Annotated in this window: 21 protein-coding genes; 13 read left to right on the top strand and 8 right to left on the bottom strand. The window is 71.4% G+C overall.

Annotated features, from left to right (window positions below; all coding sequences use genetic code 11):
* Window positions 1–31: 31 nt before the first annotated feature.
* Window positions 32–286, bottom strand: coding sequence for a WhiB family transcriptional regulator (locus ACIBAG_RS19680; RefSeq protein WP_399106721.1), 255 nt, complete (start codon window positions 284–286; stop codon window positions 32–34).
* 294 nt (window positions 287–580) lie between these two features.
* Here ACIBAG_RS19680 and ACIBAG_RS19675 point away from each other — a divergent pair, with 294 nt between their 5' ends.
* Window positions 581–1,372 carry a VOC family protein gene (locus ACIBAG_RS19675; protein WP_399106968.1) on the top strand — a complete coding sequence of 264 codons (792 nt, stop codon included), beginning with the start codon at window positions 581–583 and terminating at the stop codon, window positions 1,370–1,372.
* A gap of 69 nt (window positions 1,373–1,441) precedes the next feature.
* Here the strand turns inward: ACIBAG_RS19675 and ACIBAG_RS19670 are convergent, their stop codons facing one another.
* From ACIBAG_RS19670 to ACIBAG_RS19660, 3 genes are all read right to left on the bottom strand, one after another.
* Entirely contained in the window at window positions 1,442–2,479 is a 1,038-nt protein-coding gene (locus ACIBAG_RS19670; RefSeq protein ID WP_399106719.1) for a LacI family DNA-binding transcriptional regulator, read from the bottom strand.
* Between the two features lie 238 nt (window positions 2,480–2,717).
* Window positions 2,718–3,653 (bottom strand): ornithine cyclodeaminase family protein, encoded by a 936-nt coding sequence (locus ACIBAG_RS19665; protein WP_399106717.1) that lies wholly within the window; start codon window positions 3,651–3,653, stop codon window positions 2,718–2,720.
* A 14-nt stretch (window positions 3,654–3,667) separates the two neighbouring features.
* Window positions 3,668–4,669: a multicopper oxidase domain-containing protein gene (locus tag ACIBAG_RS19660; RefSeq protein ID WP_399106715.1), complete on the bottom strand. Its 1,002-nt coding sequence runs from the start codon at window positions 4,667–4,669 to the stop codon at window positions 3,668–3,670.
* Between the two features lie 178 nt (window positions 4,670–4,847).
* On the opposite strand from ACIBAG_RS19660, the gene ACIBAG_RS19655 reads away from it, so the two are divergent.
* Both ACIBAG_RS19655 and ACIBAG_RS19650 read left to right on the top strand, forming a co-directional pair.
* On the top strand, window positions 4,848–7,328 hold the full coding sequence (locus ACIBAG_RS19655; RefSeq protein ID WP_399106713.1) for a ThuA domain-containing protein: 2,481 nt from the start codon (window positions 4,848–4,850) through the stop codon (window positions 7,326–7,328).
* A 14-nt stretch (window positions 7,329–7,342) separates the two neighbouring features.
* Window positions 7,343–9,526, top strand: a complete 2,184-nt coding sequence (locus ACIBAG_RS19650) for an OmpL47-type beta-barrel domain-containing protein (RefSeq protein ID WP_399106967.1) — start codon at window positions 7,343–7,345, stop codon at window positions 9,524–9,526.
* Here ACIBAG_RS19650 and ligD read toward each other — a convergent pair.
* Complete coding sequence (gene ligD, locus ACIBAG_RS19645) at window positions 9,513–10,574, bottom strand: non-homologous end-joining DNA ligase (RefSeq protein WP_399106711.1); 1,062 nt, start codon at window positions 10,572–10,574, stop codon at window positions 9,513–9,515. The two genes, ACIBAG_RS19650 and ligD, sit on opposite strands and share 14 nt — an antisense overlap.
* A gap of 74 nt (window positions 10,575–10,648) precedes the next feature.
* Here ligD and ACIBAG_RS19640 point away from each other — a divergent pair, with 74 nt between their 5' ends.
* Window positions 10,649–11,719 carry an ATP-dependent DNA ligase gene (locus ACIBAG_RS19640; protein ID WP_399106709.1) on the top strand — a complete coding sequence of 357 codons (1,071 nt, stop codon included), beginning with the start codon at window positions 10,649–10,651 and terminating at the stop codon, window positions 11,717–11,719.
* Between the two features lie 80 nt (window positions 11,720–11,799).
* Here the strand turns inward: ACIBAG_RS19640 and ACIBAG_RS19635 are convergent, their stop codons facing one another.
* Window positions 11,800–12,990 carry a zinc-dependent alcohol dehydrogenase gene (locus ACIBAG_RS19635; protein WP_399106707.1) on the bottom strand — a complete coding sequence of 397 codons (1,191 nt, stop codon included), beginning with the start codon at window positions 12,988–12,990 and terminating at the stop codon, window positions 11,800–11,802.
* Window positions 12,991–13,224: 234 nt separating this feature from the next.
* Between ACIBAG_RS19635 and ACIBAG_RS19630 the strand changes: the two genes are divergently transcribed.
* Window positions 13,225–14,211, top strand: a complete 987-nt coding sequence (locus tag ACIBAG_RS19630) for a DUF3048 domain-containing protein (protein ID WP_399106705.1) — start codon at window positions 13,225–13,227, stop codon at window positions 14,209–14,211.
* A 67-nt stretch (window positions 14,212–14,278) separates the two neighbouring features.
* On the opposite strand, the gene ACIBAG_RS19625 is transcribed toward ACIBAG_RS19630, so the two are convergent.
* Complete coding sequence (locus ACIBAG_RS19625; protein ID WP_399106703.1) at window positions 14,279–14,743, bottom strand: MarR family winged helix-turn-helix transcriptional regulator; 465 nt, start codon at window positions 14,741–14,743, stop codon at window positions 14,279–14,281.
* Between the two features lie 210 nt (window positions 14,744–14,953).
* Here ACIBAG_RS19625 and ACIBAG_RS19620 point away from each other — a divergent pair, with 210 nt between their 5' ends.
* The 8 genes from ACIBAG_RS19620 to ACIBAG_RS19585 all read left to right on the top strand — a co-directional run bounded on the left by ACIBAG_RS19620 (window position 14,954) and on the right by ACIBAG_RS19585 (window position 22,267).
* A complete protein-coding gene (locus tag ACIBAG_RS19620; RefSeq protein ID WP_399106701.1) occupies window positions 14,954–15,733 on the top strand; it encodes a CoA transferase subunit A in 780 nt (259 codons plus the stop codon).
* Window positions 15,734–15,735: 2 nt separating this feature from the next.
* Complete coding sequence (locus tag ACIBAG_RS19615) at window positions 15,736–16,380, top strand: CoA transferase subunit B (RefSeq protein ID WP_399106699.1); 645 nt, start codon at window positions 15,736–15,738, stop codon at window positions 16,378–16,380.
* On the top strand, window positions 16,377–17,579 hold the full coding sequence (locus tag ACIBAG_RS19610; protein ID WP_399106697.1) for a thiolase family protein: 1,203 nt from the start codon (window positions 16,377–16,379) through the stop codon (window positions 17,577–17,579). Before ACIBAG_RS19615 ends, ACIBAG_RS19610 begins: the two co-directional genes overlap by 4 nt.
* A 36-nt stretch (window positions 17,580–17,615) precedes the next feature.
* Window positions 17,616–18,389 (top strand): protocatechuate 3,4-dioxygenase subunit beta, encoded by a 774-nt coding sequence (gene pcaH, locus ACIBAG_RS19605; protein WP_399106695.1) that lies wholly within the window; start codon window positions 17,616–17,618, stop codon window positions 18,387–18,389.
* Between the two features lie 6 nt (window positions 18,390–18,395).
* The gene (gene pcaG / locus ACIBAG_RS19600; RefSeq protein WP_399106693.1) at window positions 18,396–19,001 is read left to right on the top strand and encodes a protocatechuate 3,4-dioxygenase subunit alpha; all 606 of its coding nucleotides are present in this window, start codon (window positions 18,396–18,398) and stop codon (window positions 18,999–19,001) included.
* Window positions 18,998–20,296, top strand: coding sequence for a 3-carboxy-cis,cis-muconate cycloisomerase (pcaB, locus tag ACIBAG_RS19595; protein WP_399106691.1), 1,299 nt, complete (start codon window positions 18,998–19,000; stop codon window positions 20,294–20,296). The genes pcaG and pcaB overlap by 4 nt, the downstream gene beginning before the upstream one ends.
* Window positions 20,293–21,411 carry a 3-oxoadipate enol-lactonase gene (gene pcaD, locus ACIBAG_RS19590; RefSeq protein WP_399106689.1) on the top strand — a complete coding sequence of 373 codons (1,119 nt, stop codon included), beginning with the start codon at window positions 20,293–20,295 and terminating at the stop codon, window positions 21,409–21,411. Before pcaB ends, pcaD begins: the two co-directional genes overlap by 4 nt.
* A gap of 64 nt (window positions 21,412–21,475) precedes the next feature.
* A complete protein-coding gene (locus ACIBAG_RS19585; RefSeq protein ID WP_399106687.1) occupies window positions 21,476–22,267 on the top strand; it encodes an SDR family NAD(P)-dependent oxidoreductase in 792 nt (263 codons plus the stop codon).
* A 10-nt stretch (window positions 22,268–22,277) separates the two neighbouring features.
* On the opposite strand, the gene ACIBAG_RS19580 is transcribed toward ACIBAG_RS19585, so the two are convergent.
* On the bottom strand, window positions 22,278–24,953 hold the full coding sequence (locus ACIBAG_RS19580; protein ID WP_399106685.1) for an ATP-binding protein: 2,676 nt from the start codon (window positions 24,951–24,953) through the stop codon (window positions 22,278–22,280).
* Window positions 24,954–24,989: the final 36 nt, after the last annotated feature.

Raw genomic sequence — 24,989 nt, 5'->3', positions numbered from 1 at the left:
GGCGCCGGGCGTCCGCACGGGCAACAGCGGCTCAGCGTGATGTGCGCCTGAGTTCCAGGCGCTCCTTCTCCGAGAGGCCGCCCCAGACGCCGAAGCGTTCGTCGTTGTCCATCGCGTACTCGAGGCAGGCCGAGCGGATCGGGCACATGCCGCAGATCCGCTTCGCCTCCCGTACGGAGCTGCCCGGCTCGGGGAAGAAGAAGTCCGCCCCGGTCTGTGCGCACAACGCCTCCTGCTGCCAGGCCAGATCGGGCGAGGTGATCGTTGTGATCGTGTCGATGTGCATGGACAGGATCGTGCCGCCGGGCGAAAAACGTTCGATCAACGCGGGATCAACGCCGCGCCCGCAGGGCCTCCGGCCGACTCGATGGTCCCCCCGCGCACGGTGCCGCGCACGGCGGCGCGCGGGAACAGGGGAAATCGCCGCGCGGGATCAGGGGAAATCCGGGGAGACCCGCGCCGGCCGCCGAGGGTGAGCGCGGCCTTCCCTCCATCGGCGGCACGGTTCCGGCAGCGATTGTCAGTGGGCGGTGCAAGACTCGGCAGAGCAGACAACGGGACCCTTCCGAGGAGGGCGATGATGCTCACCACCCGTTATGTCACCGGCGCGCCGAACTGGATCGACCTCGGCACACCCGACATCGAGGGCGCCACCGCCTTCTACGGCGGCCTGTTCGGTTGGCGGTTCGAGCGGGGCGGGCCCGAGACCGGCGGTTACGGCCTCTTCCAGCTCGACGGCAGGACGGTGGCCGGCGGTATGCAGACCGCCGAGGAGCAGGGTCCGCCGTCCTGGACGGTGTACTTCCGGACACCGGACGCCGACGCCACGGCGAAGGCGGCCGAGCAGGCGCACGGCTCGGTGATGACGCAGCCCATGGATGTGATGGACCTGGGCCGCATGGCCATCCTCGCCGACAAGGCGGGGGTGCCCTTCGGCCTGTGGCAGCCCGGCACCAACAAGGGCCTCGACGTCGTCCAGGAACCCGGCTCGCTGTGCTGGCTGGAGCTGTACACGACGGACGTGCCGGCCGCGGCGGGCTTCTACAACGCGACGCTGGGCGTGGAGACGTTCGCCCTCGACTACTACGGCGGCACGTACACGACGTTCAGCCCCGGAGGCGCCGGGGAGGACGCCATGTTCGGCGGGGTGGTCGACAGGTCCGACGACCCCGCGGAGGCGGACGGCCCTCCGTACTGGCTGCCGTACTTCGAGGTCACCGACACGGACGCCACGGTCGCCAAGGCGCGGGAGCTGGGCGGCACGGTCCGGATGCCCGCCACGGACCTGCCGGACGTCGGCTGCATCGCCAAGCTCGCCGACCCGTACGGGGCACGCTTCGCGGTGATCAGGAGCGCACCCGCACAGGGTTGAGGGAAGAGCCGACACCGGACGACCCACCCACGCGGCCGGCGTCCGCGCCTGACGTTCCCGTCGGACGATCTACGCCGAAGCTCGCCTCACCAGTGTGGTGGGCAGCACCACGCTGGACGGTGCCGCGCCGATGCCCGGTTCGGCGGTGTGCCGGTCGAGCCCTCGCAGCAGCAGCCGGGCCATCAGCCGACCCATCTCCTCGATGTTCTGACGGACCGTCGTGAGCGGCGGGTCGGTCTGCTCCGCCACCGGCAGCATGTCGTCGAACCCGACCACGGCGACGTCCTCCGGCACCCGCCGCCCCGACTCGCGCAGCACCCGCAACGCCCCCGAGGCGGTGAGATCGTTGCCGGCGAACACGGCGTCCAGGTCGGGGCAGCGTGCGAGCAGCTCGCGCATGGCCCGTTCACCGCCGGCCGGTGTGAAGTCGCCCTCGACGATGAGCCGCGGATCGGCGTCGACCATGACGTCCCGGTACCCGTCGAGCCGGTCCACCGCCGACGTCTGGTCGAGCGCGCCGGCGATGTGCGCGATGCGGCTGCGGCCGAGGCCGACGAGATGCCGTACGGCGTCACGGGCGCCGCCCCGGTTGTCGCTGTCGACGTACACCACGCCCCGCCGGTCGCCGCTCCAGCCGGGCCGCCCGCCGAACACGGTGGGCACTGCGGCGCGCTGGATCAGTCCGGGCAGCGGGTCGTCGAGGTGCAGGGAGAACACGAGCGCGCCGTCGACGTGCCCACCGGCGAGATAGCGGCCGACGCGGGCGTGATCGTCCCGGCCCTCGGTCAGGAGCAGCACCAGCTGGTTGTCGTGGGCCGTCAGCTCCTTGCTGATGCCGCGCAGTTGCAGCGCGAAGAAGGGGTCGGCGAAGACGCGTGTCTCCGGTTCGGCCACGACGACGGCGACGGCGTCGTGCCGCCGGGTCACCAGGCTGCGGGCGGCCTGGTTGGGCACGTACCCGAGCTCCTCCACCGCCTTGCGCACCCGCGCGACGAGCGGCTCCCGCACCCCGTCCCCGCCGTTGACCACCCGCGACACGGTGGCCCGCGAGACCCCGGCACGTGCGGCCACGGCTTCCAGGGTGGGACGCGGGGCGGTCTCGGTCACTGGGCGGCTCCTCCTGGGCGGTTGCGGATCAGGATAGCCCCGGGCCGATCGAGGGTGTGAGAGCGCTCTCGCGCTCGCGAGAGTGGAGAGCGTCGCGGAGAGGGGCCGGCCCGTCCGGATGGCCGCATGGCGGGTCGCCGCCGTCCGGTCTCCCACGACCCGCGGCCCTACGTGCGGGAAGCGCGCGGCCTGAACCGCGCCGTGTGCGAGGTCTCCTGAGCGAAGGTCGCCCGGCATGTCACGTCAGCAGATCCACCCGTCGCCCCATGCCCGCCCGCTCCGCCGCCCGATAGGCCGCCCAGCTCAGCGCCAGGTCCTGCCAGGGCAGCCCGACCGGTGCGTAGACGGTACGGTCCTCGACGCTCACGCGTCCCGGGTGGGCGCCCCGCAGCACGTCCGCCAGGGTGGCGCCGGCGGCGGCCGGTGGAAGTTCCGCCGTCGCCAACGCGCCCATGGTCGCGGCGAATTCACGGTCGTCCACGACGAGCAGCGCGGCGCGCAGGAGATCGGCGGACAGCTCCTGCTTGCCCGGTTCGTCCGCCCCCAGGCTCGTGAAGTGCTGGCCCTCCCGCGTGTCCGACAGCCGCAGCAACGGCGACCGGGCCCAGGTCGCCAGCAGTACGGTGTCGGCGGCCGCCGCGACCTCCTGTGCCGAGGCGACCGTCCGGCCCGCGTGCCGCCCGCAGAACGCCTCGGCCCGCTCGGCATCCGTGTCATGGACGACGAGGTCGCGATACGACCGCAACTCCGCCAGCCCCCGCACCATCAGCTCGGCCTGGGCCCCCGCGCCGATCACCCCGAGGACCTCTCCCCGGCCGGCCAGCGCGTGTGTCCCCAACGCCGCCGCCAGCCCCGTACGCCACGCCGTGACCGTCGCAGAGTCCAGCAGCGCCAGCAACTCGCCGTCCCGGCCGCTGTGCAGGCAGATCACCCCGCGCAGGGCGGGCCGCCCGCCCGGGAACTTGGCGTTGACCTTCACCGTGTACGCCTCGACGCCCGGCAGGAGTCCGGGGAGCAGCGCTGTCGCCGTGCCCGGGAACGGCAGATCGGTCCGCACCCGCCGGCCCACGACCGGCAGGGTGTCCGCGCACAGGAATCCCTCGCTCAGCGCGTCGAGGCACGCCTCCGGCTCCAGTACGGCTTCCAGGTCACTGCGCGTCAGAAGAAGTGTCACCCGTCCATGATCCGTCAGTGCTCGTGCGCGGCGCCCGAGGTCGGCTCATGGGCGTGCTCGTGCGGGTCGTACCCGGGAATCGTGCCGTCCGCCTTCTTCACCAGGAACAGCCCCACCATCCCCATGTCCGAGTGGCTCTGCACATGGCAGTGGTACATCCACGCGCCCGCCCCGACCCCCTCCCCCGCGATCACCTGGAACCCGAACGAGTCCGCCGGGCCGGTGATCTTGTTGTCGATGACCTGGCTCGGGTCGTCGGGCCCGGTCAGCATGCCCGTGCGGTTGTCCGCCCAGCGGTGACCGTGCATATGGAAGGTGTGGTAGTACTCGCCGTGCGTGATCACCACGAACTCGACGCGATCGCCCACGGTGGCCTCGAAGTCGGGCCCCGTGTGCGCGGGCTTGTTGTTGATGAGCATGTCGTTGAAGACGATCGTGTGGGTCGCGTCGGGGAGGATGTCGCCCTTGCGCCGGACGATCACCGGCCCGTACAGCCCCTTGCGGATGCCGCCCGTACCGTGTTCCGTGCCGACGACGTGGTCGTGATAGTGCCAGTAACCGGCGCTGCCGGCCCGCCAGGTGCCGTCCTTGCGGCGGCCGGGGGCGTGGGTGCGCCAGGTGTAGGTGCGGGTGCCGCCGGGCTCGACGTCGCTCTTGTTCAGCTTCGTTCCGTCGCTGGTGATCTCGTAGTCGAGGCCGTGGACGTGCAGGCTCACCGGTACGTCCATCGTGTTCTCGAACTCGATGTGCAGGGTGTCGCCCTCGTTGAGCTCGATCAGCGGGCCGGGGATCGTCGCCTTGCCCTTCTCCAGGCCGTAGCCCAGCTGCCCGTCGGCGAGCTTCTCGGCGTACAGCTTGATGTGCCTGACCTCGCCGCCTGCCGGGGCGGTCCGCGGTGGTGTGTCGGCCCCCACGGCCTCGGGTACCGACGCCAAGGACAACGATGTCGCGACGGTCGCGCCGCCCAGCAGTACCCGTCTGTTGAAGGTACGCCTGTTGAAGCTTCGTCTGTCCATGCCGAACTCCCCACGGCGGTACGGAAATTACGGGGATGAACCGGTGAGACGGTACCGGCCACGCCTCCGTTTATCCACACTCAGGACAAAGTTGGTCCCAGCGCGGTCATAGGTCTTGGCGAGTTGCTCAAAGGGGTCTAGCTTCCTTGTCGCTGTTGCTGTGACCGTGGAGGTGCCCATGCACTTACGAGGGTTGAGCACGAGAAGACAGACCTGGGTGGCCACTGTGACCGCCGGGATCGTCGCGGCCGGACTGATGTCCGCTCCGGCGGCCGACGCACGCCCGGCGCCCGAACCATCCCTGACAACGATGTCCATCAAGTCGCCCCCGGGCGGCGCCCATGTGCGTGTGCTGATCTTCTACGGGTCCGCGGCCGTCGGCGACGAGTCGCCCCTGGTGAACGCCGGTATCGAGGCGATCGAGAAGATCGGCCTGTCGGGCCCGGCCGAGCAGCGTTTCAAGGTCGAGGCCACCGGCGACGCCTCGGTCTTCACCGACGAGACCAGGCTGAGCCGATTCAACTCCGTCGTCTTCCTCACCGGCGGCGGCGATGTCCTCGACCCCGAGCAGGAGGCGGGTCTGGAGGCCTACATGGAGGCGGGCGGCGGTTTTGTCGGCATCCATGACGCGGCCCGCGCCGAGCCCTACTCGGACTGGTTCACCGGCCTCGTCGGCGCCCGCCCCGCGGCCGGCAGTCCGACGAACGTACAGCGGGCCGTCGTCGAGGTCGGCGACCGTCGGCATCCGGCCACCAAGGAGCTGCCGTTGCAGTGGAAGCGGCCGGACAAGTGGCTGAACTGGACGAAGAACCCCTCAGGCCAGGTGCATACAGTCGCCCGTGTACGGGAGACGACATACCAGCCGGGGTCGACTGCCAACGGCTGGGATCATCCGGTGAGTTGGTGCCGCGACTACGACGGCGGCCGCTCCTTCTACACCGGCATGGGCGGCACGGTGTCGTCGTACGACGAGACCGACTTCCGTGCGCATCTGCGCGGCGCCCTGCTCTGGACGACCCGGCTCGTCCAGGCGGACTGCAAGGCCACCATCACCGGCAACTACAAGGCCGAGCGCCTCACCCAGCCCAACCAGCCCGGCCGGAACGACCAGATCGGCGAGCCGCACGGCCTGGTCACCGCCCCCGACGGCCGCGTCCTCTACATCGGCCGGGGCGGCGCCGACTCCTCCCAGCCCGTCGTCACCGACTGGAACAACCCGGAGATCGGCAAGGGCAAGGGCGAGATCCACGTCTACGACCCGAAGACCAAGAAGGTCACGCTGGCCGGGGCGTTGACGGTCTTCGGCAACAAGGGCGGCGGGGACGAGCTGATCAAGGTCGAGGAGGGGCTCCTCGGTATCGAGCTCGACCCGCGCTTCGAGGACAACGGCTGGGTGTATCTGCACTACACCCCGCACTCGCAGATCAACCGCGACACGAGGATGGCCGAGCGGCGCGTCTCCCGCTTCACCCTCGACCTCGCCACGAACAAGCTGGATCTCTCCAGTGAGAAGGTGCTGCTCAAGTGGCCGGTGCAGATCCACAGTTGCTGCCACGCGGGCGGCGGGATGGCCTGGGATTCCCAGGGCAACCTGTACATCGCGACCGGCGACAACAACTCCAGCCGCTTCAGCGACGGTTACTCCGGCAACAACCCCGAACCCGACTACAAGGGCGTGTCCTTCGCCGACGCGCGCCGCACCGCCGGCAACACCAACAACCTCAACGGCAAGATCTTGCGCATCCACCCGGAGCCGGACGGGACGTACACCCTCCCGGAGGGCAACCTCTTCACGGGCCGGGAGACCGACGAGGGCGGCGGGAAGACGCGCGGCGAGATCTATGTGATGGGTGTCAGGAACCCGGCGCGGATCTTCGTCGACAAGAAGACGGACATCCTGTACGCGGGCTGGGTCGGCCCGGACGCCTCGGCGCCGTCCACGACCTGGGGCCCGGCGAAGTACGACACGTTCGCCGTCATCACCAAGGCGGGCAACCGGGGCTGGCCGTACTGCATGGGCAACAACCAGCCCTACCGGGACCGCAATCTGCCCGACCCGTCGAAGCCGCTGGGCTGGTACGACTGCGACCACCCGAAGAACGAGTCGCCGAACAACGACGGCCTCGTCAACCTCCCGCCGGTCACCGGCAACAACATCTGGTACGCGCCCCAGGGCGGCGCCCCGGACTTCCCCCGCGACGCGAACGGCGTCCCGTCGTACAAGCAGGAAGAGGCGAAGTACCTGCTGCCGTGGCTCAAGGGCGGCGGGCAGGCCGCGATGAACGGGCCGGTCTACCGGTACGACGCCGTCTCGTCCACCAGTGACGTCAAGTGGCCGTCGTACTGGGACGGCAAGTGGTTCGTCGGCGACTTCTACGACGCCGACCAGCCGCGCAACGCGGTGATCACCGACCCGAAGACGCACGGTGACGGCGGTCTGCCGGTCCATTCCGAGTCGCTGAAGAAGATCGTGCCGATCGGCAACGACGGCATCAAGAACCTCATGGACTGGAAGTTCGGTCCGGACGGCGCGCTGTACGTGCTCGACTACGGCCGGGGCTTCTTCACCTCGGACGCCAAGTCCGCGCTGTGGCGGGTCGCTTACACGGGCGGCGGTCCCACTCCGGCCGCCGATCAGGTCGCGAGGGGGGCGCAGTGACACGGCAACGAAGAATGTGGGCGGCCCTGTTGGCCGCACTGCTCGTGGTGCTCGGGCTGCAGGCTTGGCCCGCGACCGGAGGGCCACAGGCCCGGGCGGCCGCCGCCCAACAGGTCCTCACCTGGACCGCCGGCGACGACATCACGAAGTACACCTCGGCGCCGGCGACCGCCGTGGCGGGCGTGACGACGATCGTCTTCGAGAACAGCACGGCGACCGGCAACACCACCGGAATGCCGCACACACTGACCTTCGACACCTCCGACCCCGAGTTCAACAACGACGTCCAGCTCAACATCCTCGCCAACCCGAACGACGACCAGGGCGGCCGCCACACCGCCGAGGTCACCCTCACTCCCGGCCGCTACCGCTACTACTGCACGATCCCCGGCCACGGCCAGATGCAGGGCATCCTCGTGGTGACCGAGGGCAGCGGCGAGGACACCACGGCGCCCGAGGCGTCGGCCCACGTCAGCGGCACCCAGAACACACAGGGGCAGTACGTCGGTTCGGCGAGCGTGGCCGTCCACGCCACCGACAACGAGGGCGGCTCCGGGGTCGACCGCGTCGAGTACGCGGTCGGCGACGCGGGCGCCTGGCAGCCGTACACCACGCCGGTCGTGGTCGACCAGGTCGGCGACCACAGGATCCGTTATCGCGCCCTCGACAAGGCGGGGAACGTCTCGGCGGAGAAGAGCGTCACCTTCACGGTGGTGGCGCCGCAGACCGACGACACGACCCCACCGGAGACGTCGGCGACGGTCAGCGGTGAGCAGAACCCCGACGGGACGTACATCGACATGGCGACCGTCACCGTGTCCGCCTCCGACACGGGTTCCGGCGTCAACACCATCCAGTATGCAATCGGCTCCGGCGCCTGGCAGCCGTACACCGCTCCGGTGATGGTGCACGAGGTCGGCGCCCATACGGTGCGTTACCGGGCCGCCGACAAGGCGGGCAACGTCTCCGGCGAGAAAAGCGTGCAGTTCACGGTCGTTGCGTCACCTCCGCAGGACACGACGCCCCCGGTGACGGGCGTGACCGTCGAGGGCACTAGGAACTCCGACGGGGCGTACGTCGGCAATGCGAAGGTGACTGTCACGGCGACCGATCCGGGCGGTTCGGGTGTCGACCGTGTCGAGTACTCGATCGACAGTGGACCGTACATTGCATACAGCATCCCCGTGGTCGTCGACCGCGCCGGCACCCACACCCTCGCCTACCGTGCGACGGACAAGGCGGGCAACACCTCCACCGCCCGCACGGTGACGTTCACGGTGGTGTCCAGCCAGGTTCCGGCGCCCAACTGCCCCGAGTACGACGAACGGTTGACGGTGATCGTCGGCACGGTCGACTCGGGTGTCCCGAACCGGCTCACCAACAGCCGGTGCCGGATCAACGAGCTGATCGAGGACGAGAAGGAGTGGACGTCGCACGCGCTGTTCCTCAAGCACGTGACGACGGTCCTGGACAGGCTGCTCAAGGAAGGGGTGGTCGACCAGCGCGAGTACAACGCCATCCGCAAGGCCGCCCGCGAGTCGGGAATCGGCAGGCCCGGCCAGACCGAGGGCTATCGCACGATCCTCGACGGCAGCGCGGAGTCGTTCGCCAAGTGGCAGCACGTGGGCGGCGGTTCGTTCGCGCCGAACGGCGACGGCTCGATCACGTCCGGGACGACGAAGGCCGGGCTCGGCATGCTGTGGTTCCCCGAGCGGAAGTACGGCGACTTCTCGCTCAAGCTCCAGTGGCGTGACGACGCCCCGGGCACCGGCAACGCCAACTCCGGTGTGTTCGTCCGCTTCCCGTGGATCCACGACCACCCCGAGGAGTCCCGGCCGGAGTGGGTCGCCATCAAGTACGGGCACGAGGTCCAGGTGCTCGACCGGCCCGACGGCGACATCTACAAGACCGGTTCGGTCTACGGCTTCGATCGCGTGGGGCTCGCGGGTGCCGGCGTCACCCAGAAGGGGACCTGGAACGACTACGAGATCCGCGTGGTCGACCAGCACTACTCGGTCTACCGCAACGGCGTGCTGATCAACGAGTTCGACAACGTCGGCGGCCAGGACTTCGTCCCGCCCCGCTCGGACGACCCGGGCACGGACGGGCGCCGGTTCGCCTCCGGCTATATCGGGCTCCAGGTGCACGGCACGACGGATGTGGTCTCGTACCGGGACATCCGGATCAAGGAGCTGTAGGTTCCGGCGGCGTCTCCTTCGGTTTCCCCTTGGGAGGCGCCGCCTTCTTGGCCCGGCTCGGCTGTACCCGCTTGGGCTCCCCCGGCATCTTCGGATACTCGGGCGGGTACGGCAGGTCGCCCAGCCCGTGGTCGCGTTCGTCCTTGTCGGCCAGTTCCAGGAGGGCGTCCAGAGAGAAGCGGTGGTCGTCCATGTCGGCGTGCACGTCGCCGAGTTCGGCGAAGCGGGCCGGCATGGTGGCGATGTCGAAGTCCTGGGGGCGGACCGCGCCGACCTCCTCCCAGCGCAGGGGTGCGGAGACCGGGGCGTGCGGGCGGGGGCGTACCGAGTAGGCGGAGGCGATGGTGCGGTCCCGGGCCGTCTGGTTGTAGTCGATGAAGATGCGCTCGCCCCGCTCCTCCTTCCACCACTTGATCGTGACCCGCTGCGGCATCCGCCGTTCCATCTCCCGGCCCACCGCGATGGCGGCACGCCGGACCTGGGTGAAGGTCCAGCGCGGCTCGATCGGCACGAAGACGTGCAGGCCCCGGCCGCCGGACGTCTTGGGCCAGCCGCGCAGTCCGCCGAACTCGTCGAGGACGGCGCGCAGTTCGTGGGCGGCGCGGACGGCGTCGTCGAAGTCGGTGCCGGGCTGCGGGTCGAGGTCGATGCGGAGTTCGTCGGGGCGGTCGACGTCGTCGCGGCGCACCGGCCAGGGGTGGAAGGTGAGCGTGCCGTACTGGGCGGCCCACAGGACGGCCGCCTCCTCGGTGGGGCACATCTCGTCGGCGCTGCGGCCGCTGGGGAAGGTGATGTGGGCGGTGGGGATCCAGTCGGGCATGTTCTTCGGGGCCCGTTTCTGGAAGAACCACTCGCCGGTCACACCGTCCGGGTAGCGCTCCAGGGTGGTGGGGCGGTCGCGCAGGGCGCGCAGGATGCCGGGACCGACGGCGACGTAGTACTGGGCGAGGTCCAGCTTGGTGAAGCCGCGCTCCGGGAAGAAGATCTTGCCCGGGTTGGAGAGGCGCACGGTCCTGCCGCCCGCCTCCAGTTCCACCGCTTCGCCCATGCGAGCCACGGTAGGCGCACCGGGCATGCCGCGCACACCGGGCGGTGCCTGCCGTATGCGAGCAGAATCGGACCATGGACCTTCCGGTGATGCCGCCCGTGAAGCCGATGCTCGCCAAGTCGGTGGCGAAGATCCCGCCGGGCATGCAGTACGAGGCGAAGTGGGACGGGTTCCGGGCGATCGTGTTCCGGGACGGGGACGAGATCGAGCTGGGCAGCCGGACCACCAAGTCCCTGACCAGGTATTTTCCCGAGCTGGCGGCGGGGTTGAAGGAGCGGTTGCCGGATCGGTGCGTGCTGGACGGGGAGATCGTGATCGCGCGGGAGGGGCGGCTGGACTTCGACGCGCTCACCGAGCGCATCCATCCGGCCGACTCCCGGGTGCGGACGCTGGCCGAGAAGACGCCGGCGTCGTTCGTGGCCTTCGACCTGCTGGCGCTGGCCGACCAGTCGCACCTCCAGACTCCGCTGGCGGACCGGCGGGCGCTGCTCACCATGGCGTTGTCCGGAGTGACGGCTCCGGTGCACGTGGCGCCGGCGACGACCGACATCGAGACGGCCGAAGGGTGGTTCGAGCAGTACGAGGGGGCGGGGCTGGACGGTGTCATCGCCAAGCCGCTCACCCTGCGCTATCTGCAGGACGAGCGCGCCATGTTCAAGATCAAGCACGAGCGGACGGCGGACGTCGTGGTCGCGGGGTACCGCCTGCACAAGAGCGGGCCGGTCGTCGGCTCCCTGCTGCTCGGTCTCCACGACGACCGGGGCGCCCTCCAGCACGTGGGCGTGTCGGCCGCCTTCTCGATGAAGCGGCGCGCCGAGCTGGTCGAGGAGCTGGAGCCGCTGCGCATGGAGGATGTCGCAGGGCATCCGTGGGCGGCCTGGGCCGAGGAGGCGGCCCATGAGTCGGCCCGGCTGCCGGGGGCGCCGAGCCGCTGGTCGGGCAAGAAGGACCTGTCCTGGGTGCCGCTGCGGCCGGAGCGGGTGGCCGAGGTGGCCTACGACCACATGGAGAACGGCGTGCGCTTCCGGCACACGGCCCGCTTCCGCCGCTGGCGCCCGGACCGCACCCCCGAGAGCTGCACCTACGCGCAGCTGGAGGAACCGGTCCGCTACGACCTGGCGGAGATCTTCGCGCCGCAGGCCTGAGTCGCCGCAGGGCTTCAGTCGCCGCAGGCCTGGGTCGCCGCAGGCCCGCCGTCAGGGCTTCGGCCGCAGGGCTCGCGTCCTCAGGGCTGCATCAGCACCTTCACCGCGCCCTCCTGCTTGCGCTGGAACATCTCGTACGCGTGTGGGGCCTCGCTCAACGGCACGTGGTGGGTGGCGAAGTCGTCGACGCCCAGCGGGTCGTCGTCCGTCAGGTACGGCAGGATGTCGTCGCTCCAGCGGCGCACGTTGGCCTGGCCCATCCTGATCTGGAGCTGCTTGTCGAAGAGGGTGAGCATCGGCAGCGGGTCCGCGGTGCCGCCGTACACACCGGACAGGGAGATCGTGCCGCCGCGCCGGACCAGGTGGATCGCCGTGTGCAGGGCGGCGAGCCGGTCGACGCTGAAGCGCTCGGCGAACGGACCGCTCAGCTTGCGGGGCAGCAGCGCCGAGGCCTGCTGGGCCAGCCGGGCGGCCGCGCTGCCGTGGGCCTCGGTGCCGACCGCGTCGATCACGGCGTCGGGGCCGCGGCCGTCGGTCTCGTCATGGATGGCGGCGACGAGTTCCTTCTCGTCGTGGAAGCTCCGGAGGTCGTACGTCTGCACGCCCCGCTCACGCGCCCGCTGAAGCCGCTCGGGCACCAGGTCCACGCCGAACACCCGCCCGGCGCCGCGCACCTGGGCGACCCGGCAGGCAATGTCGCCGATCGGGCCGAGGCCGAGAACGGCGATGCTGCCGCCCTCAGGGACCTCGGCGTAGCGGACGGCCTGCCAGGCCGTGGGCAGCACGTCGGAGAGATAGACGAAGCGGTCGTCGGGCGGGCCGTCCGGGATCTTGATCGGACCGTACTGCGCCTGCGGGACCCGCAGGTACTCGGCCTGGGCGCCCGGCACCGAGCCGTACAGCCGGGTGTAGCCGAACAGGGCGGCGCCCATGCCCTCGCCGGTGACCTGGGTGGTCTCGCACTGGGTCGGCAGCCCGGTGAGGCACATCCAGCAGTTGCCGCAGGCGATCTGGAACGGCACCACGACCCGGTCTCCCGCCTGCAGGTCGGGCACCGCGGCGCCGACCTCCTCGACGATGCCGATCGGCTCGTGGCCCAGGATGTCGCCCGGGGTCATGAACGGGGTGAGCACCTCGTACAGATGCAGGTCGGAACCGCACAGTCCGGTGGACGTGATGCGGACGACCGCGTCCGTCGGCTCCTCGATCCGCGGGTCCGGCACGTTCTCCACGCGCACGTCGCGCTTGCCCTGCCAGGTCACTGCCCTCATCGCCGCGCGCTCCCTCCGTCACTGGTGCGCGTCCGGACTTGTGCGCGTCCGGTCATCTGGTGGCCGCCGGGTACCCCACCGCTCCGCGGCCGAATCCGCCGACCGGCCGCCCGCGCCGACGGCCGATCTCCGAACCGAACACGGACGGCCGAAGCCGTACAGATATGGGCACTCATCAAGCGATAAGCAGACAATTAATGAGACGAACCGGGCGGGTGGTGGCGGGTGACGAGGATGGGCAGGCATCCAGCGGCGCGCACGAGACGCGCCACGACGACGGCACTGCTGGCTGCCGTACTGGCCGCTTCCCTGGCGGCCGGCTGCACGTCCGGCGGCCCACGAGACGACGGCCGCGGCCAGGAGCAGCCGTCGGCGCCGAGTGAGAGCGCCGGCCGGCAGGCCCGTGAATCGGTGCTCGCGGTGAAGATCGACAACGTCCGCGCCGCGCGGCCGCACACGGGCCTGAACGAGGCGGACATCGTGTACGTCGAGCAGGTCGAGGCCGGGCTGAGCCGCCTGATGGCGGTGTACGCGCAGAAGCTGCCGAAGGTCATCGGGCCGGTGCGCAGCGCCCGCGAGAGCGACCTCGAACTGCTGGGCCAGTTCGACCGGCCGACGCTCGCCTTCTCCGGGGCGCAGGGCAAGCTCCTGCCGCTGATCGACCAGGCGCCGCTGCGGGCGGAGTCGCCCGACAAGGCGTCCGACGCCTACTTCCGCAGCCCGGACCGGAGGTCGCCGCACAACCTCTATCTGCGGCCCGGCCGGCTGATGTCGTCGGCGCCGGGCACGGACGTCCTTACGACCGGCTTCCGCTTCGGCGCCGCGCCCGCGGGCGGCAGGGCCGAGACCTCGCGGACGGTGCGTTTCCCGGCGGCCCGGTACACGTTCACCTGGTCCGAGCGCGAGGGCCGCTGGCTGGTCGCCATGGACGGCAAGGCCGCGGTGACGACGGACGGGCAGCGGGTGACGGCCGGAACGGTCATCGTGCAGTACGTGAAGGTGCGCGAGTCCGGGTTCCATGACTTCCTCGGCAACCGCACGCCGTTCACCGAGACGGTGGGCTCCGGGACGGCGTCGGTGCTGCGCGACGGACGCGCCTACGACGACGTGCGGTGGAAGCGCCCGAAGGCCTCGGACGGGACGACGTTCACGACCCGCGACGGCAAGCCGGTGAACTTCCAGCACGGCCAGGTGTGGGTGGTGTTCGCGACGGCGCCCTGAGCGGCCGGGCGACAGGCCTGCTTACGACGGCGACAGGCTTCGGGGCGATGCGGGGCGGAGCCGGCGGTCACGGTTGCGTGACGAGAGGTTCCGCCGGATTGCGGAGCCCCTCCGCCGCGTCCGCGACCCGCCGGATCAGGTCGAAGAACAGTGTCTGCTCCTCGGCGGAGAGCGGGGCGAGGAAGACCTGGTTCATCCGGGCGGTGCGGACGGTCAGCTTCTTGTGCGTGCGCAGTCCCTCGTCCGTGAGGCGCAGCAGGAATCGGCGGCCGTCCTGAGGGTCGCGCACCTTGTCGAGCAGCCCGCGCCGGCCGAGCCGGCTGATCACCTCGGCGATGGTGGACCGGTCGAGCCCCACCCGCTCCCCGACGGTCCGCTGGTCCAGGCCCGGCTCGGCGACGAGGGTGTTGAGCACGGCGAACTGGGGCGAGGTGATCTCCTCGGAGACCATCGTGTTCCACAGCAGGTAGTGCGCCTGCTGGAGCCGCCGGGCCAGATGCCCGGGGTGGGTCGTGAGGTCCGCGGCGGCCATGCGCGCTCCCTGGTCGTATTCGTCGGTGCACTGAACGATACCTGGCCTTGGCGTGACTGTCTGCGGTGCGCACACTCCGTCTCGACTCGCATTTGCCGAGGTCTTGACGGCATCCCGCCCCAGTGGCAGCGTGAGGGAGAACCTCGCGGAAATAATCAGTGCCCTGACTAATCCGGGTGCTGGGAGCTCGGAAGAGATGGGGCTTCTCGGATGGACAAGGTGGTCGCCACGGCCCTGGAGGCGGTGGCCGATGTCGGCGACGGTGCGTCGCTGGCGGTGGGTGGTTTCGGGCTGAGCGGCGTGCCGAACGTGCTGATCCGGGCGCTGTACGAGCGTGGTGTCTCCGGCCTGTCCGTGGTCTCGAACAACTGCGGGGCGATGGAGTCCGGTCTGGCGGTGCTGCTGGCGGCGGGACGGATCGCGCGGGTGACGGGCTCCTACATCGGCGCGAACAAGGAGTTCGCCCGCCAGTATCTGGCCGGGGAGCTGGAGGTCGAGATGATCCCGCAGGGCACGCTGGCCGAGCGGCTGCGCGCCGGAGGCGCCGGGATCCCCGCCTTCTACACGCCGGCCGGGGTGGGCACGCAGGTCGCCGAGGGCGGGCTGCCATGGCGTTACGACGGCTCCGGCGGGGTCGCGCTCGCCTCGCCGCCGAAGGAGGTGCGGGAGTTCGACGGCACCGAGTACGTGCTGGAGCGCGGGATCCGCACCGATTTCGCGCTGGTGCGGGCGGCGAAGGGCGACCGGCACGGGAACCTGGTGTTCAACAAGTCCTCCCGGAACTTCAACCCGCTGGCCGCGATGGCCGGACGGGTGACGGTCGCCGAGGTGGAGGAACTGGTGGAGCCGGGTGAGATCGACCCGGACGCGGTGCACCTGCCGGGGATCTTCGTGCAGCGGGTCGTGGCCCTCACCGCGGAGCAGGCCGCCGACAAGGGCATCGAACAGCGCACGATTTCCGCGCCTGCGGCACGAGGGACGGTGAGCTAGTCATGGCATGGACGCGGGAAGAGATGGCCGCGCGGGCCGCGCGCGAGCTTCGGGACGGGCAGTACGTCAACCTCGGCATCGGGCTGCCGACGCTGATCCCGAACTACCTGCCCGAGGGCGTGGAGGTGATCCTGGAGTCGGAGAACGGCATCCTGGGCACCGGCCCCTACCCGACCGAGGACCAGGTCGACCCCGACCTGATCAACGCCGGCAAGGAGACCGTCACGGTCCTGCCCGGCGCCTCCTTCTTCGACTCGGCCCTGTCGTTCTCGATGATCCGGGGCGGGCACATCGACGTCGCCGTGCTCGGCGCCATGCAGGTCTCCGCCACCGGCGACCTGGCGAACTGGGCCATCCCCGGCAAGCTGATCACCGGGATCGGCGGGGCGATGGACCTGGTGCACGGCGCCCGCACGGTCATCGTGGTGATGACCCACACCGCCAAGGACGGCTCGCCGAAGATCCTCGCCGAGTGCGCGCTGCCGCTCACCGGCAAGGCGTGTGTGAACCGGGTCATCACCGACCTCGGCGTGCTGGACGTGACACCCGACGGCCTGGTGCTCGTCGAGACCGCGCCCGGTGTGACCGTTGACGAGATCATCGCCAAGACCGACGCAAAAGTCACCGTCGCGGAGAACCTGCTGTGAACACCGTTTACCTCGTCGACGCGGTCCGCACCCCGATCGGCCGTTACAACGGCGGCCTCGCCTCCGTCCGCCCGGACGACCTGGCCGCCCATGCCATCCGCGAACTCGTGGGCCGTACGCCCGAGTTGGACCCGTCCCGGATCGAGGACGTGTACTTCGGCAACGCCAACGGCGCCGGTGAGGAGAACCGCAACGTCGCCCGCATGGCGGCCCTGCTGTCCGGCCTGCCCACCGGCGTGCCCGGAGTGACGGTCAACCGGCTGTGCGCCTCCGGCCTGGAGGCGGTCATCCAGGCGGCCCGCGCCATCGCTGCCGGCGACGCCCATATCGCCGTGGCCGGCGGGGTGGAGTCGATGACCAGGGCGCCGTACGTGCTGCCCAAGTCCGACAAGCCGTTCCCGGCCGCTCACACCGAGCTGTACTCGACCACGCTCGGCTGGCGCATGGTCAACCCTCGGATGGAACCCCGGTGGACCATCCCGCTCGGCGAGTCCGCCGAACTCATCGCCGACAAGCACAAGATCAGCCGTGAGCAGCAGGACGAGTACGCGCTGGCCTCCCACCGGAAGGCGGCGGCCGCCCAGCAGGCCGGGCTGTTCGATGCCGAGCTCGCGCCCGTGGCCGTCCCGCAGCGCAAGGGCGAGCCGCTCGTCCTCGCCGCCGACGAATGTGTACGCCCGGACGCCTCCCTGTCGGCGATGGCGAAGCTGAAGCCGTCGTTCCGAAAGGAGAACGGCACAGTCACCGCGGGCAACGCCTCTCCCCTCAACGACGGCGCCGCCGCCCTGCTCCTGACCGACGAGGAGGGCCTGAAGGCGACCGGCCGCGAACCCCTCGCCCGCATCTCGGCGACCGGCGTCAACGCCCTCGACCCGCACTACTTCGGCCTCGCCCCCGTCGAAGCCGTCAACCGGGCCCTGGCCAAGGCGGGCAGGACCTTCGCCGACCTGGACGTGCTGGAGCTGAACGAGGCCTTCGCCGCCCAGGTGCTCGGCTGCGTCGCCGAATGGCCCGAGTTCGACCCGGCGATCCTCAACCCCCAGGGCGGCGCCATCGCCCTCGGTCACCCCCTCGGCGCCTCCGGAGCCCGCCTCGCCGGCACCGTCGCCCACCAACTCGCCCGCAAGGGCGGCGGAACCGGCGTCGCCACCCTCTGCATCGGTGTCGGCCAGGGCCTCGCCCTCGTCGTCGAACGCTGAGCCCCCCGAGGAACCCCAGGAACCCCAGGAATCCCCATGACTCTCACGCAGCACGACATCGACCAGGAGATCGCGGCCGAGCACGCCGCGTACGAGAAGCGGGTCGCCGACGGGGCCCCCGTCGAGCACCACCCGCGCCGCGACTACGCCCCGTACCGCTCCTCCGTCCTGCGCCACCCCAAGCAGCCTCCCGTCGCCATCGACGTCAGCAAGGACCCGGAGCTGGTGGAGCTGCACTCCCCCGCCTTCGGGGAGCGCGACATCACCGAGATCGACAACGACCTCACCCGGCAGCACACCGGCGAGCCGATCGGTGAGCGGATCACCGTCGAGGGCCGGCTCCTCGACCGCGACGGCCGTCCGATCCGCGGGCAGCTCGTCGAGATCTGGCAGGCGAACTCGGCCGGCCGCTACGCGCACCAGCGTGAGCAGCACGACGCCCCGCTGGACCCGAACTTCACGGGCGTCGGCCGCACCCTGACCGACGACAGCGGCTTCTACCGCTTCACCACCGTCCAGCCGGGCCCGTATCCGTGGCGCCAGCACGTCAACGCCTGGCGGCCGGCTCACATCCACTTCTCGCTGTTCGGCTCGGCGTTCACGCAGCGGCTCGTGACGCAGATGTACTTCCCGAACGACCCGCTGTTCCCCTACGACCCGATCATCCAGTCGGTGACGGACGACGCGGCCCGGCAGCGGCTGGTCGCGACGTACGACCACAGCCTGTCCGTCCCGGAGTTCTCCCTGGGCTACCACTGGGACATCGTGCTCGACGGGCCGCACGCCACCTGGATCGAAGAAGGACGCTGACCTGCCATGACGAAGATCGACACAAGCCGTCCGGAGACCGTGCTCCCCACTCCGTCGCACACGGTCGGCCCCTTCTACGGTCACGCCCTGCCGTTCCCCGGCGGCGGCGACATCGCGCCCGTCGGCCATCCGGACACGATCGCGCTGCAGGGGTACGTCCTCGACGGCGAGGGAAACCCGCTCCCGGACGCCTTCGTGGAGCTGTGGGGCGCCGACCCGGACGGCAACGTCCCGCGGGCCGACGGCTCGATGCGGCGCGATCCGGCGAGCGGCGGCTTCCTGGGCCGCAACGGGCTGGAGTTCACCGGCTGGGGGCGGATCCAGACGGACGCCAACGGCCACTGGACCGCGCGCACGCTGCGGCCGGGGGCGCGCGGGCACAGTGCGCCGTACATCAGCGTGTGCGTGTTCGCGCGCGGGCTGCTGGTGCACCTGTTCACCCGGATCTATCTGCCGGGCGACGACACGGCGCTGGCCGCCGACCCGCTGCTGGCCCGGCTCGACGAGGCACGACGCGACACGCTGATCGCCGAGGACCGGGGCGATGGCACCTACCGTTTCGACATCCGCCTTCAGGGCGAAGGCGAAACGGTCTTCCTGGAGTTCCAGTGACTTCTGCCGCTTCCGACGACACCGGCCTGCTCGCCCCCGGGTGGGCAGGCTCCCCCGCCGCGCACGCGACCGGCGACACGGCCTACCTCCAGGCCCTGCTCGACGCGGAGGCCGCCCTCACCCGGGCCCAGGCCGCCTTGCACCTCGCCCCGGCCGAGGCGGCGTCGGCGGTGACGGAGGCGGCGGACGCCGATCGCTTCGACGTACGCTCCCTGGCCGAGCGCGCCCGTGCCGGCGGCAACCCGGTCATCCCCCTGGTCGCGGATCTGACGAAGGCGGTCGGTGACGAGTACGGCCCCTATGTCCACCGGGGCGCGACCAGCCAGGACATCATGGACACGGCGACGATGCTGGTCGCCGTGCGCACGCTCGATCTGCTCCTCGGCGACCTGGGCCGTACGGAGCGGGCGCTGGCCCGGCTGGCCGCCGAGCACCGCGACACCGCGATGCCGGGGCGGACGCTCACCCAGCACGCCGTGCCGACGACGTTCGGGCTGAAGGCGGCCGGATGGCGGGCGCTGGTGCTCGACGCGCGGGACCGGGTGACGGCCGTACGGGACTCGCTGCCCGCCCAACTCGGCGGCGCGGCGGGCACGTTGGCGGCGTTCGGAGCGTACGGCGCGAACGATCCGACCGCGCTGCCGGCGGCGTACGCCCGCGACCTCGGCCTGCGGGTGCCCGTCCTGCCCTGGCACACCCTGCGCACGCCCGTCGCCGATCTCGCGGGGTGCCTCGCCCTCACGGCGGGCGCGCTCGGCAAGGTCGCCGTGGATGTCCTTACCCTGTCCCGCACCGAGATCGCCGAGGTCGCCGAGGGCAGCGGCGGGGGTTCGTCCGCCATGCCGCACAAGGCCAATCCCGTACGGTCCACCCTCATCGCGTCCGCCGCGCGGCGGGCGCCTCAGCTCGCGGCCACGCTGTACGGGTCGCTGGCGGCGGAGGACGAGCGGCCGGCCGGGGCCTGGCACGCCGAGTGGGAGCCGCTGCGGGAGCTGCTGCGGCTGGTCGGCGGGGCCGCGCGGGACGCCGTCGAGCTGGCCGAGGGGCTGCGGGTACACCCCGACGTCATGCGGGAACACCTGGACCTCACCCACGGGTTGATCGTCTCCGAGCGGCTGTCCGCCGAGCTGGCCCCGGTGCTGGGTCGTGTCCGGGCCAAGGAACTGCTCACCCGGCTGGCGTCCGAGGGACACCCCCTCGCGAAGGCACCTGAGTTGGCGGACGTCGATCTCGACCCCACCCACTACACCGGCTCCGCCGGAGTCCTCACCGACCGTGCTCTGGAGCGACGTTGACCCACAAACTCCTCAACCACCGCACCGAAGGGCCCGCTTCCGCACCCCCGCTGCTGCTCGGGCCCTCGCTCGGCACGTCGTCCGCCCTCTGGGACAAGGTCGCGCCCGAGCTGTCGATCACGCATCGGGTGGTCCGCTGGGATCTGCCAGGGCACGGCGGCTCGGCTGCCGATCTCATCGGGGCCGGAGCGACGGTCGGTGACCTGGCCGGCCTCGTGCTCGCGCTCGCCGACTCGCTCGGCATCGAGCGGTTCGCGTACGCGGGTGTCTCGCTCGGCGGTGCGGTGGGGCTGCATCTCGCCGTGCACCACCCGGGGCGGGTCGCGTCCCTGGCCGTGGTCTGTTCCTCGGCGCACTTCAACGGAGCGAAGCCGTGGCAGGAGCGGGCGGCGCTGGTGCGGCGCGAAGGGCTGGCGGAGCTCGCCGAGAACGCGAACGCCCGCTGGTTCACGGCCGGCTTCACCGTGCCGGAGCTGGTCCGGGACCACCGGGACGCCGACCCCGCCGCCTACGCCGCCTGCTGTGACGCCCTCGCCGCCTTCGACCTGCGTGACCGGCTGCCGGAGATCTCCTCGCCCACCCTGCTGATCGCCGGCCGCGACGATCCCGCGACACCGCCCGCGCATCTGCGGGAGATCGCGGACGCCGTGCCGGGTGCCGCGCTCGTCGAGATCCCGGGGGCCTCGCACCTGGCGCCGGCGCAGTGTCCTCAGGCCGTGCTGACGGCGCTTCGGGCCCATTTCGACGGGGGTGCGAAGCGGGGCATGGAGGTGCGGCGCGAGGTGCTCGGCGACGCCCATGTGGACCGCGCGCAGGCCCGGCAGACCGCGTTCACCGCACGTTTCCAGGACTTCATCTCGCGCTATGCCTGGGGCGAGATCTGGACCGATCCGACGCTCACCCGCCGCGAGCGCAGCATGATCACCCTGACGGCGCTGGTCGCGCACGGCCACTACGACGAGCTGGCCATGCACGTACGGGCGGCGCGGCGCAACGGGCTGACGGCGGAGGAGATCGGAGCCGTACTGCTGCAGACGGCCGTGTACTGCGGGGTCCCGGCGGCGAACTCGGCGTTCGCGGCGGCCCAGCGTGTCCTCGCGGAAGAGGAAGGGTGACCCTGCTGGTCGTAGCCTCGGCAGCAGCTCGCACATGCCTCCACCGCGTGCTTACGGTGGAGGCATGTCCACGATTCTCATCACCGGCGCCACCTCCGGTCTCGGCCGCCATGTGGCCTTCGAGCTGGTCCGCTCGGGGCACGTCGTGCTCGCGCACGGACGTGATGCGGGCCGAACGGAACAACTGGTGGAGGAGCTGCGCGCCGAGGGTGACGCCGAAGGGGTCGTCGCCGATCTGGCCTCGCTGACGCAGGTGCGGGAGCTGGGCGCGCATGTCGCCGACGCGCACCCCGACCTGGACGTGCTGATCAACAACGCCGGCGTGGGGGCGGGCGCGCCGGGCGCGGGGCGCGAGCTGAGCGCCGACGGACATGAACTGCGGCTGGCCGTCAACTACTTGGCGCCCGTGGCGCTGACCCTCGCCCTGCTCCCGGTGCTGCGTGCGAACGCTCCGGCCCGGGTCGTCAACGTCGGCTCGGCCGGCCAGGAGCCTGTCGACTTCGACGACGTGGAGTTCCGCCGCGGATACGACGGCTTCGCGGCGTACCGACGGGCCAAGTTCGCCCTGGCGGCCCATACCTTCGCCCTCGCCGAGGAGTTGGCGGACACCGGGGTCGCCGTGAACGTGCTCCACCCGGCGACCTTCATGGACACGGCGATGGTGCGCGAGGGCGGGGTCGCCCCCTGGAACACGGTCGCCGACGGCGCCCCGGGTGTCCTGGCCCTGGCGACCCAGGACCTGGGCACGGGAAGGTACTTCGACGGCACCAGCCCGTCCCGTGCGCACGAGCGGACGTACGACCCGGAGGTGCGGGGGCGGCTGGCGGCGGTCACCGATCAACTGCTGAGCCTCTGACCGGCCCGCCTCACACCACTCCCGCGGCCAGCGCCGCCTCGGCCTGCAGCACCAGCCCGTCCGCACCGCACGACCGCGCCAGCGTCAGCCCCCGCTGCAGCTCCGCCGAGGAGCGGGCGGCGATGCCGTACTCGACGCGGGCGGCGGCGTGTTCGTACTGACAGGGCGAGGACTCCAGATAGGTGACGGCCTGTTCGGCGAGGCGGACCGCACGCTGGCCGGTCTCCAGCGCGGCCGCACAGCGCAGGGCCTCGCCGATGGCCGTGTCGGTACCGAAGCGCTCGGCGTGCCGGCGGACGTCGGTGGCGAGGCGGGCGGCGCGCGCCGGGTCCTCGCTCGCGAGGGCGCGGGCCAGGTCCACGGCCCAGGGGACCATGATCGGGTTGTGGTGGCCGCGCACGGCGGCCGCCTTCTCGGCCTCCTCCAGTTCGTTGATGCCCTCCTGGGTGCGGCCGACCGCGAGAAGCAGGCGGCCGCGGACCGAGCGCGGGTCGGGCAGGACGATGGTGGACGGGTAGGGCGGGGTGAACCCGTACTGTTCGGCGATCTCCCAGGCCTGATCGACATGTCCGCGGGCGAGCAGGGTGTCCACGAGGTTGCAGGTCGCCGACCAGTGCAGGGGCAGGCGGCGGCCGACGCGCTCGGCGAGCGCCAGCGACTTGCGCAGGGACGCCTCGGCCTCGCGGAGCCGGCCGCGCCTGCGGTGGCCGACGCCGACGTAGGCGTGGGCCAGGGCGAGGTGGCCGCCGCTCCAGCCGGCCGACTCGTACGCGCGCAGGGCCTCGTTGTACAGGGCCTCGGCCCGGTCGAGGCGGTCGCTGAAGGCATAGGAGTTGGCGAGCATCATCAGCAGCTCGATGCCCCACTCCGGGTCGGTCCAGCCGAGTCCGGGGGCGAGACGGCCGTTGACGAGGGCGCGGTCGCACAGCCCGACGACCTCCTCGGCGTTCTCGCCGCGGGCCATGGCGTCGAAGCCGCGCAGGATGAGCAGGGCGCGCTCGGAGTTGTCGCGGCCGGTGCAGGTCCGGGCGAGGTCGGCGAGGCGGGCGGAGCGTCCCGGGGAGCCGGCCTCGCCCGCGTAGATGCCCTCCCACATGAACTGCACCGCCTGGAGCCGGAGTTTGGCGGGGCCGGACCGGTGCTTGGCGGCCTCCGCCTCGACGGTGCGCACGGCCTCCTCCAACTGGTCGTTGTGGAGGAGGGCCTGGGAAAGGCGGTAGACGGCGTCGACGCGTTCGTCGCGGTCGAGGCCGGGCATGGCGAGCGCGGTCTGGAGGTGGTCGATGGTGGTGGCGGGCGCGGTGAGGAGGGTGGCGCAGCCGAGTTCGTGGAGCACGCGCGCGTGCGACTCCGGAAGGGGCGGCTCCAGCAGGGCGCGCTCCAGGCAGCGGCGGGCCGCGTCGGGGGCGCCGACGGCGAGGTGTTCGCGGGCGGCCTCGCGCAGCTGCTCGACGAGCTCCTCGTCGTTGTCCGGGTGGACCTCGAGCAGGTGGCGGGCGGCGACCGCGGCGCCGCGTCCGCTGTCGGTGACGACGCGGGCGGCGATGCCGTGCATGGCGGTGCGCAGGGCGTCGGGGATGGCGTTGTAGACGGCGGTGGCGATCAGCGGGTGGACGAACTGGAGCTCCCCGTCGTCCGGTTGGACACCGGCCGGGTCGGGCTCGGTGAGGATGCGGGCGGTGCGCAGGAGCTCGGCGCAGCGCACGGCGTCGTCGATGCTCATGGTGGCCAGTTCGGCCACCAGGTCGACCGTGATGCCGGTGCCGAGGATGGCGGCCGCCCAGGCGAACCGGGTGGCGTCGATGCCGAGCGTCTCCAGGCGGGCGACGAGGCCGCCGCCGCGTGCCGAGCGGTTCAGGGCGCGCAGTTCGCCGGCCGCGGACTCGGTCGGCTCGAACTCGCTGTCCTGCACCTTGGCGAGGAGTTCGACGGTCTCGTACGGGTTGCCGCCGGTCACGGCCCAGACCTCGCGGCAGAACGGGGCGTCGGCGTGCGCGCCCAGGGTGGCGCGGGTGAGGCCGGCGGTGGCCTCCGGGGTGAGGGCGCTCAGGTTGGCGACGGAGGAGCCCGCGGCGGCGATGGTGTCGAGGTGGCGGGCGCTGTCGCCGCTGACCTCGCCGGGGCGGCGGGCCACCACGACCATGACGCTCTGTTCGCCGAGGCGTTCGGCGAACGCGGCGAGCCAGCGCAGGGTCTCCTGGTCGGCCCAGTGGGCGTCGTCGATCAGCAGCACCAGGGGCCAGTCGCGCCGGGCGAGCCGGCGTACGACGGCGACCAGGCCGTCGCACACGCCCTGCGGGTCGGCCTGGCGCTCGCCGGGGTCCGCTATGCCGAGGGCGGGGCCTGCGATGTCGTACCAGTCGCCGAGGTATTCGCGTGCCTCTTCCGGCATCAGCGACAGCAGCGCGGGCTGCAGCAGCTGCCGTACGACGTTGAAGGGGACGGAACTCAGGGTCTCGCTGCCGCGCGCGGACCACACCACGCAGCGTCGGGCCTCGGCGATGCGGCGTGTCTCCCCCAGCAGCGCCGTCTTGCCGAGTCCCGCCTCGCCGCGCAGCACCAGGAGGCTGCCCGAGGAGGACCTGTCGGCGCACAGGGTGTCGAGGGCCCGCTCGATCGCGGCGAGCTCCTCGTCGCGCTCCCACAGGGAAGCCGAGGCGGCCTGTGTGGGCCGTACCTCCGTCATCCCGTTACCTCCCCAAGTCGCCCGAACGACGTACGG

The sequence above is a fragment of the Streptomyces sp. NPDC051243 genome, from assembly GCF_044455405.1.
Lineage (GTDB): Bacteria > Actinomycetota > Actinomycetes > Streptomycetales > Streptomycetaceae > Streptomyces.
Note: the sequence above shows the minus strand (reverse complement) of the source record. Positions and strands in the feature narration are given on the sequence as shown.

What these genes read in the sequence shown, in the direction of transcription:
- ACIBAG_RS19580 (WP_399106685.1), bottom strand. Translation starts at nt 24,953, where the DNA reads ATGACGGAGGTACGGCCCACACAGGCCGCCTCGGCTTCCCTGTGGGAG.
- ACIBAG_RS19615 (WP_399106699.1), top strand. Translation starts at nt 15,736, where the DNA reads ATGGCATGGACGCGGGAAGAGATGGCCGCGCGGGCCGCGCGCGAGCTT.
- ACIBAG_RS19585 (WP_399106687.1), top strand. Translation starts at nt 21,476, where the DNA reads ATGTCCACGATTCTCATCACCGGCGCCACCTCCGGTCTCGGCCGCCAT.
- ACIBAG_RS19650 (WP_399106967.1), top strand. Translation starts at nt 7,343, where the DNA reads ATGTGGGCGGCCCTGTTGGCCGCACTGCTCGTGGTGCTCGGGCTGCAG.
- ACIBAG_RS19635 (WP_399106707.1), bottom strand. Translation starts at nt 12,990, where the DNA reads ATGAGGGCAGTGACCTGGCAGGGCAAGCGCGACGTGCGCGTGGAGAAC.
- ACIBAG_RS19655 (WP_399106713.1), top strand. Translation starts at nt 4,848, where the DNA reads ATGCACTTACGAGGGTTGAGCACGAGAAGACAGACCTGGGTGGCCACT.
- ACIBAG_RS19680 (WP_399106721.1), bottom strand. Translation starts at nt 286, where the DNA reads ATGCACATCGACACGATCACAACGATCACCTCGCCCGATCTGGCCTGG.
- ligD (WP_399106711.1), bottom strand. Translation starts at nt 10,574, where the DNA reads ATGGGCGAAGCGGTGGAACTGGAGGCGGGCGGCAGGACCGTGCGCCTC.
- ACIBAG_RS19660 (WP_399106715.1), bottom strand. Translation starts at nt 4,669, where the DNA reads ATGGACAGACGAAGCTTCAACAGGCGTACCTTCAACAGACGGGTACTG.
- ACIBAG_RS19675 (WP_399106968.1), top strand. Translation starts at nt 581, where the DNA reads ATGCTCACCACCCGTTATGTCACCGGCGCGCCGAACTGGATCGACCTC.
- pcaH (WP_399106695.1), top strand. Translation starts at nt 17,616, where the DNA reads ATGACTCTCACGCAGCACGACATCGACCAGGAGATCGCGGCCGAGCAC.
- ACIBAG_RS19625 (WP_399106703.1), bottom strand. Translation starts at nt 14,743, where the DNA reads ATGGCCGCCGCGGACCTCACGACCCACCCCGGGCATCTGGCCCGGCGG.
- ACIBAG_RS19630 (WP_399106705.1), top strand. Translation starts at nt 13,225, where the DNA reads ATGGGCAGGCATCCAGCGGCGCGCACGAGACGCGCCACGACGACGGCA.
- ACIBAG_RS19620 (WP_399106701.1), top strand. Translation starts at nt 14,954, where the DNA reads ATGGACAAGGTGGTCGCCACGGCCCTGGAGGCGGTGGCCGATGTCGGC.
- ACIBAG_RS19640 (WP_399106709.1), top strand. Translation starts at nt 10,649, where the DNA reads ATGGACCTTCCGGTGATGCCGCCCGTGAAGCCGATGCTCGCCAAGTCG.
- pcaG (WP_399106693.1), top strand. Translation starts at nt 18,396, where the DNA reads ATGACGAAGATCGACACAAGCCGTCCGGAGACCGTGCTCCCCACTCCG.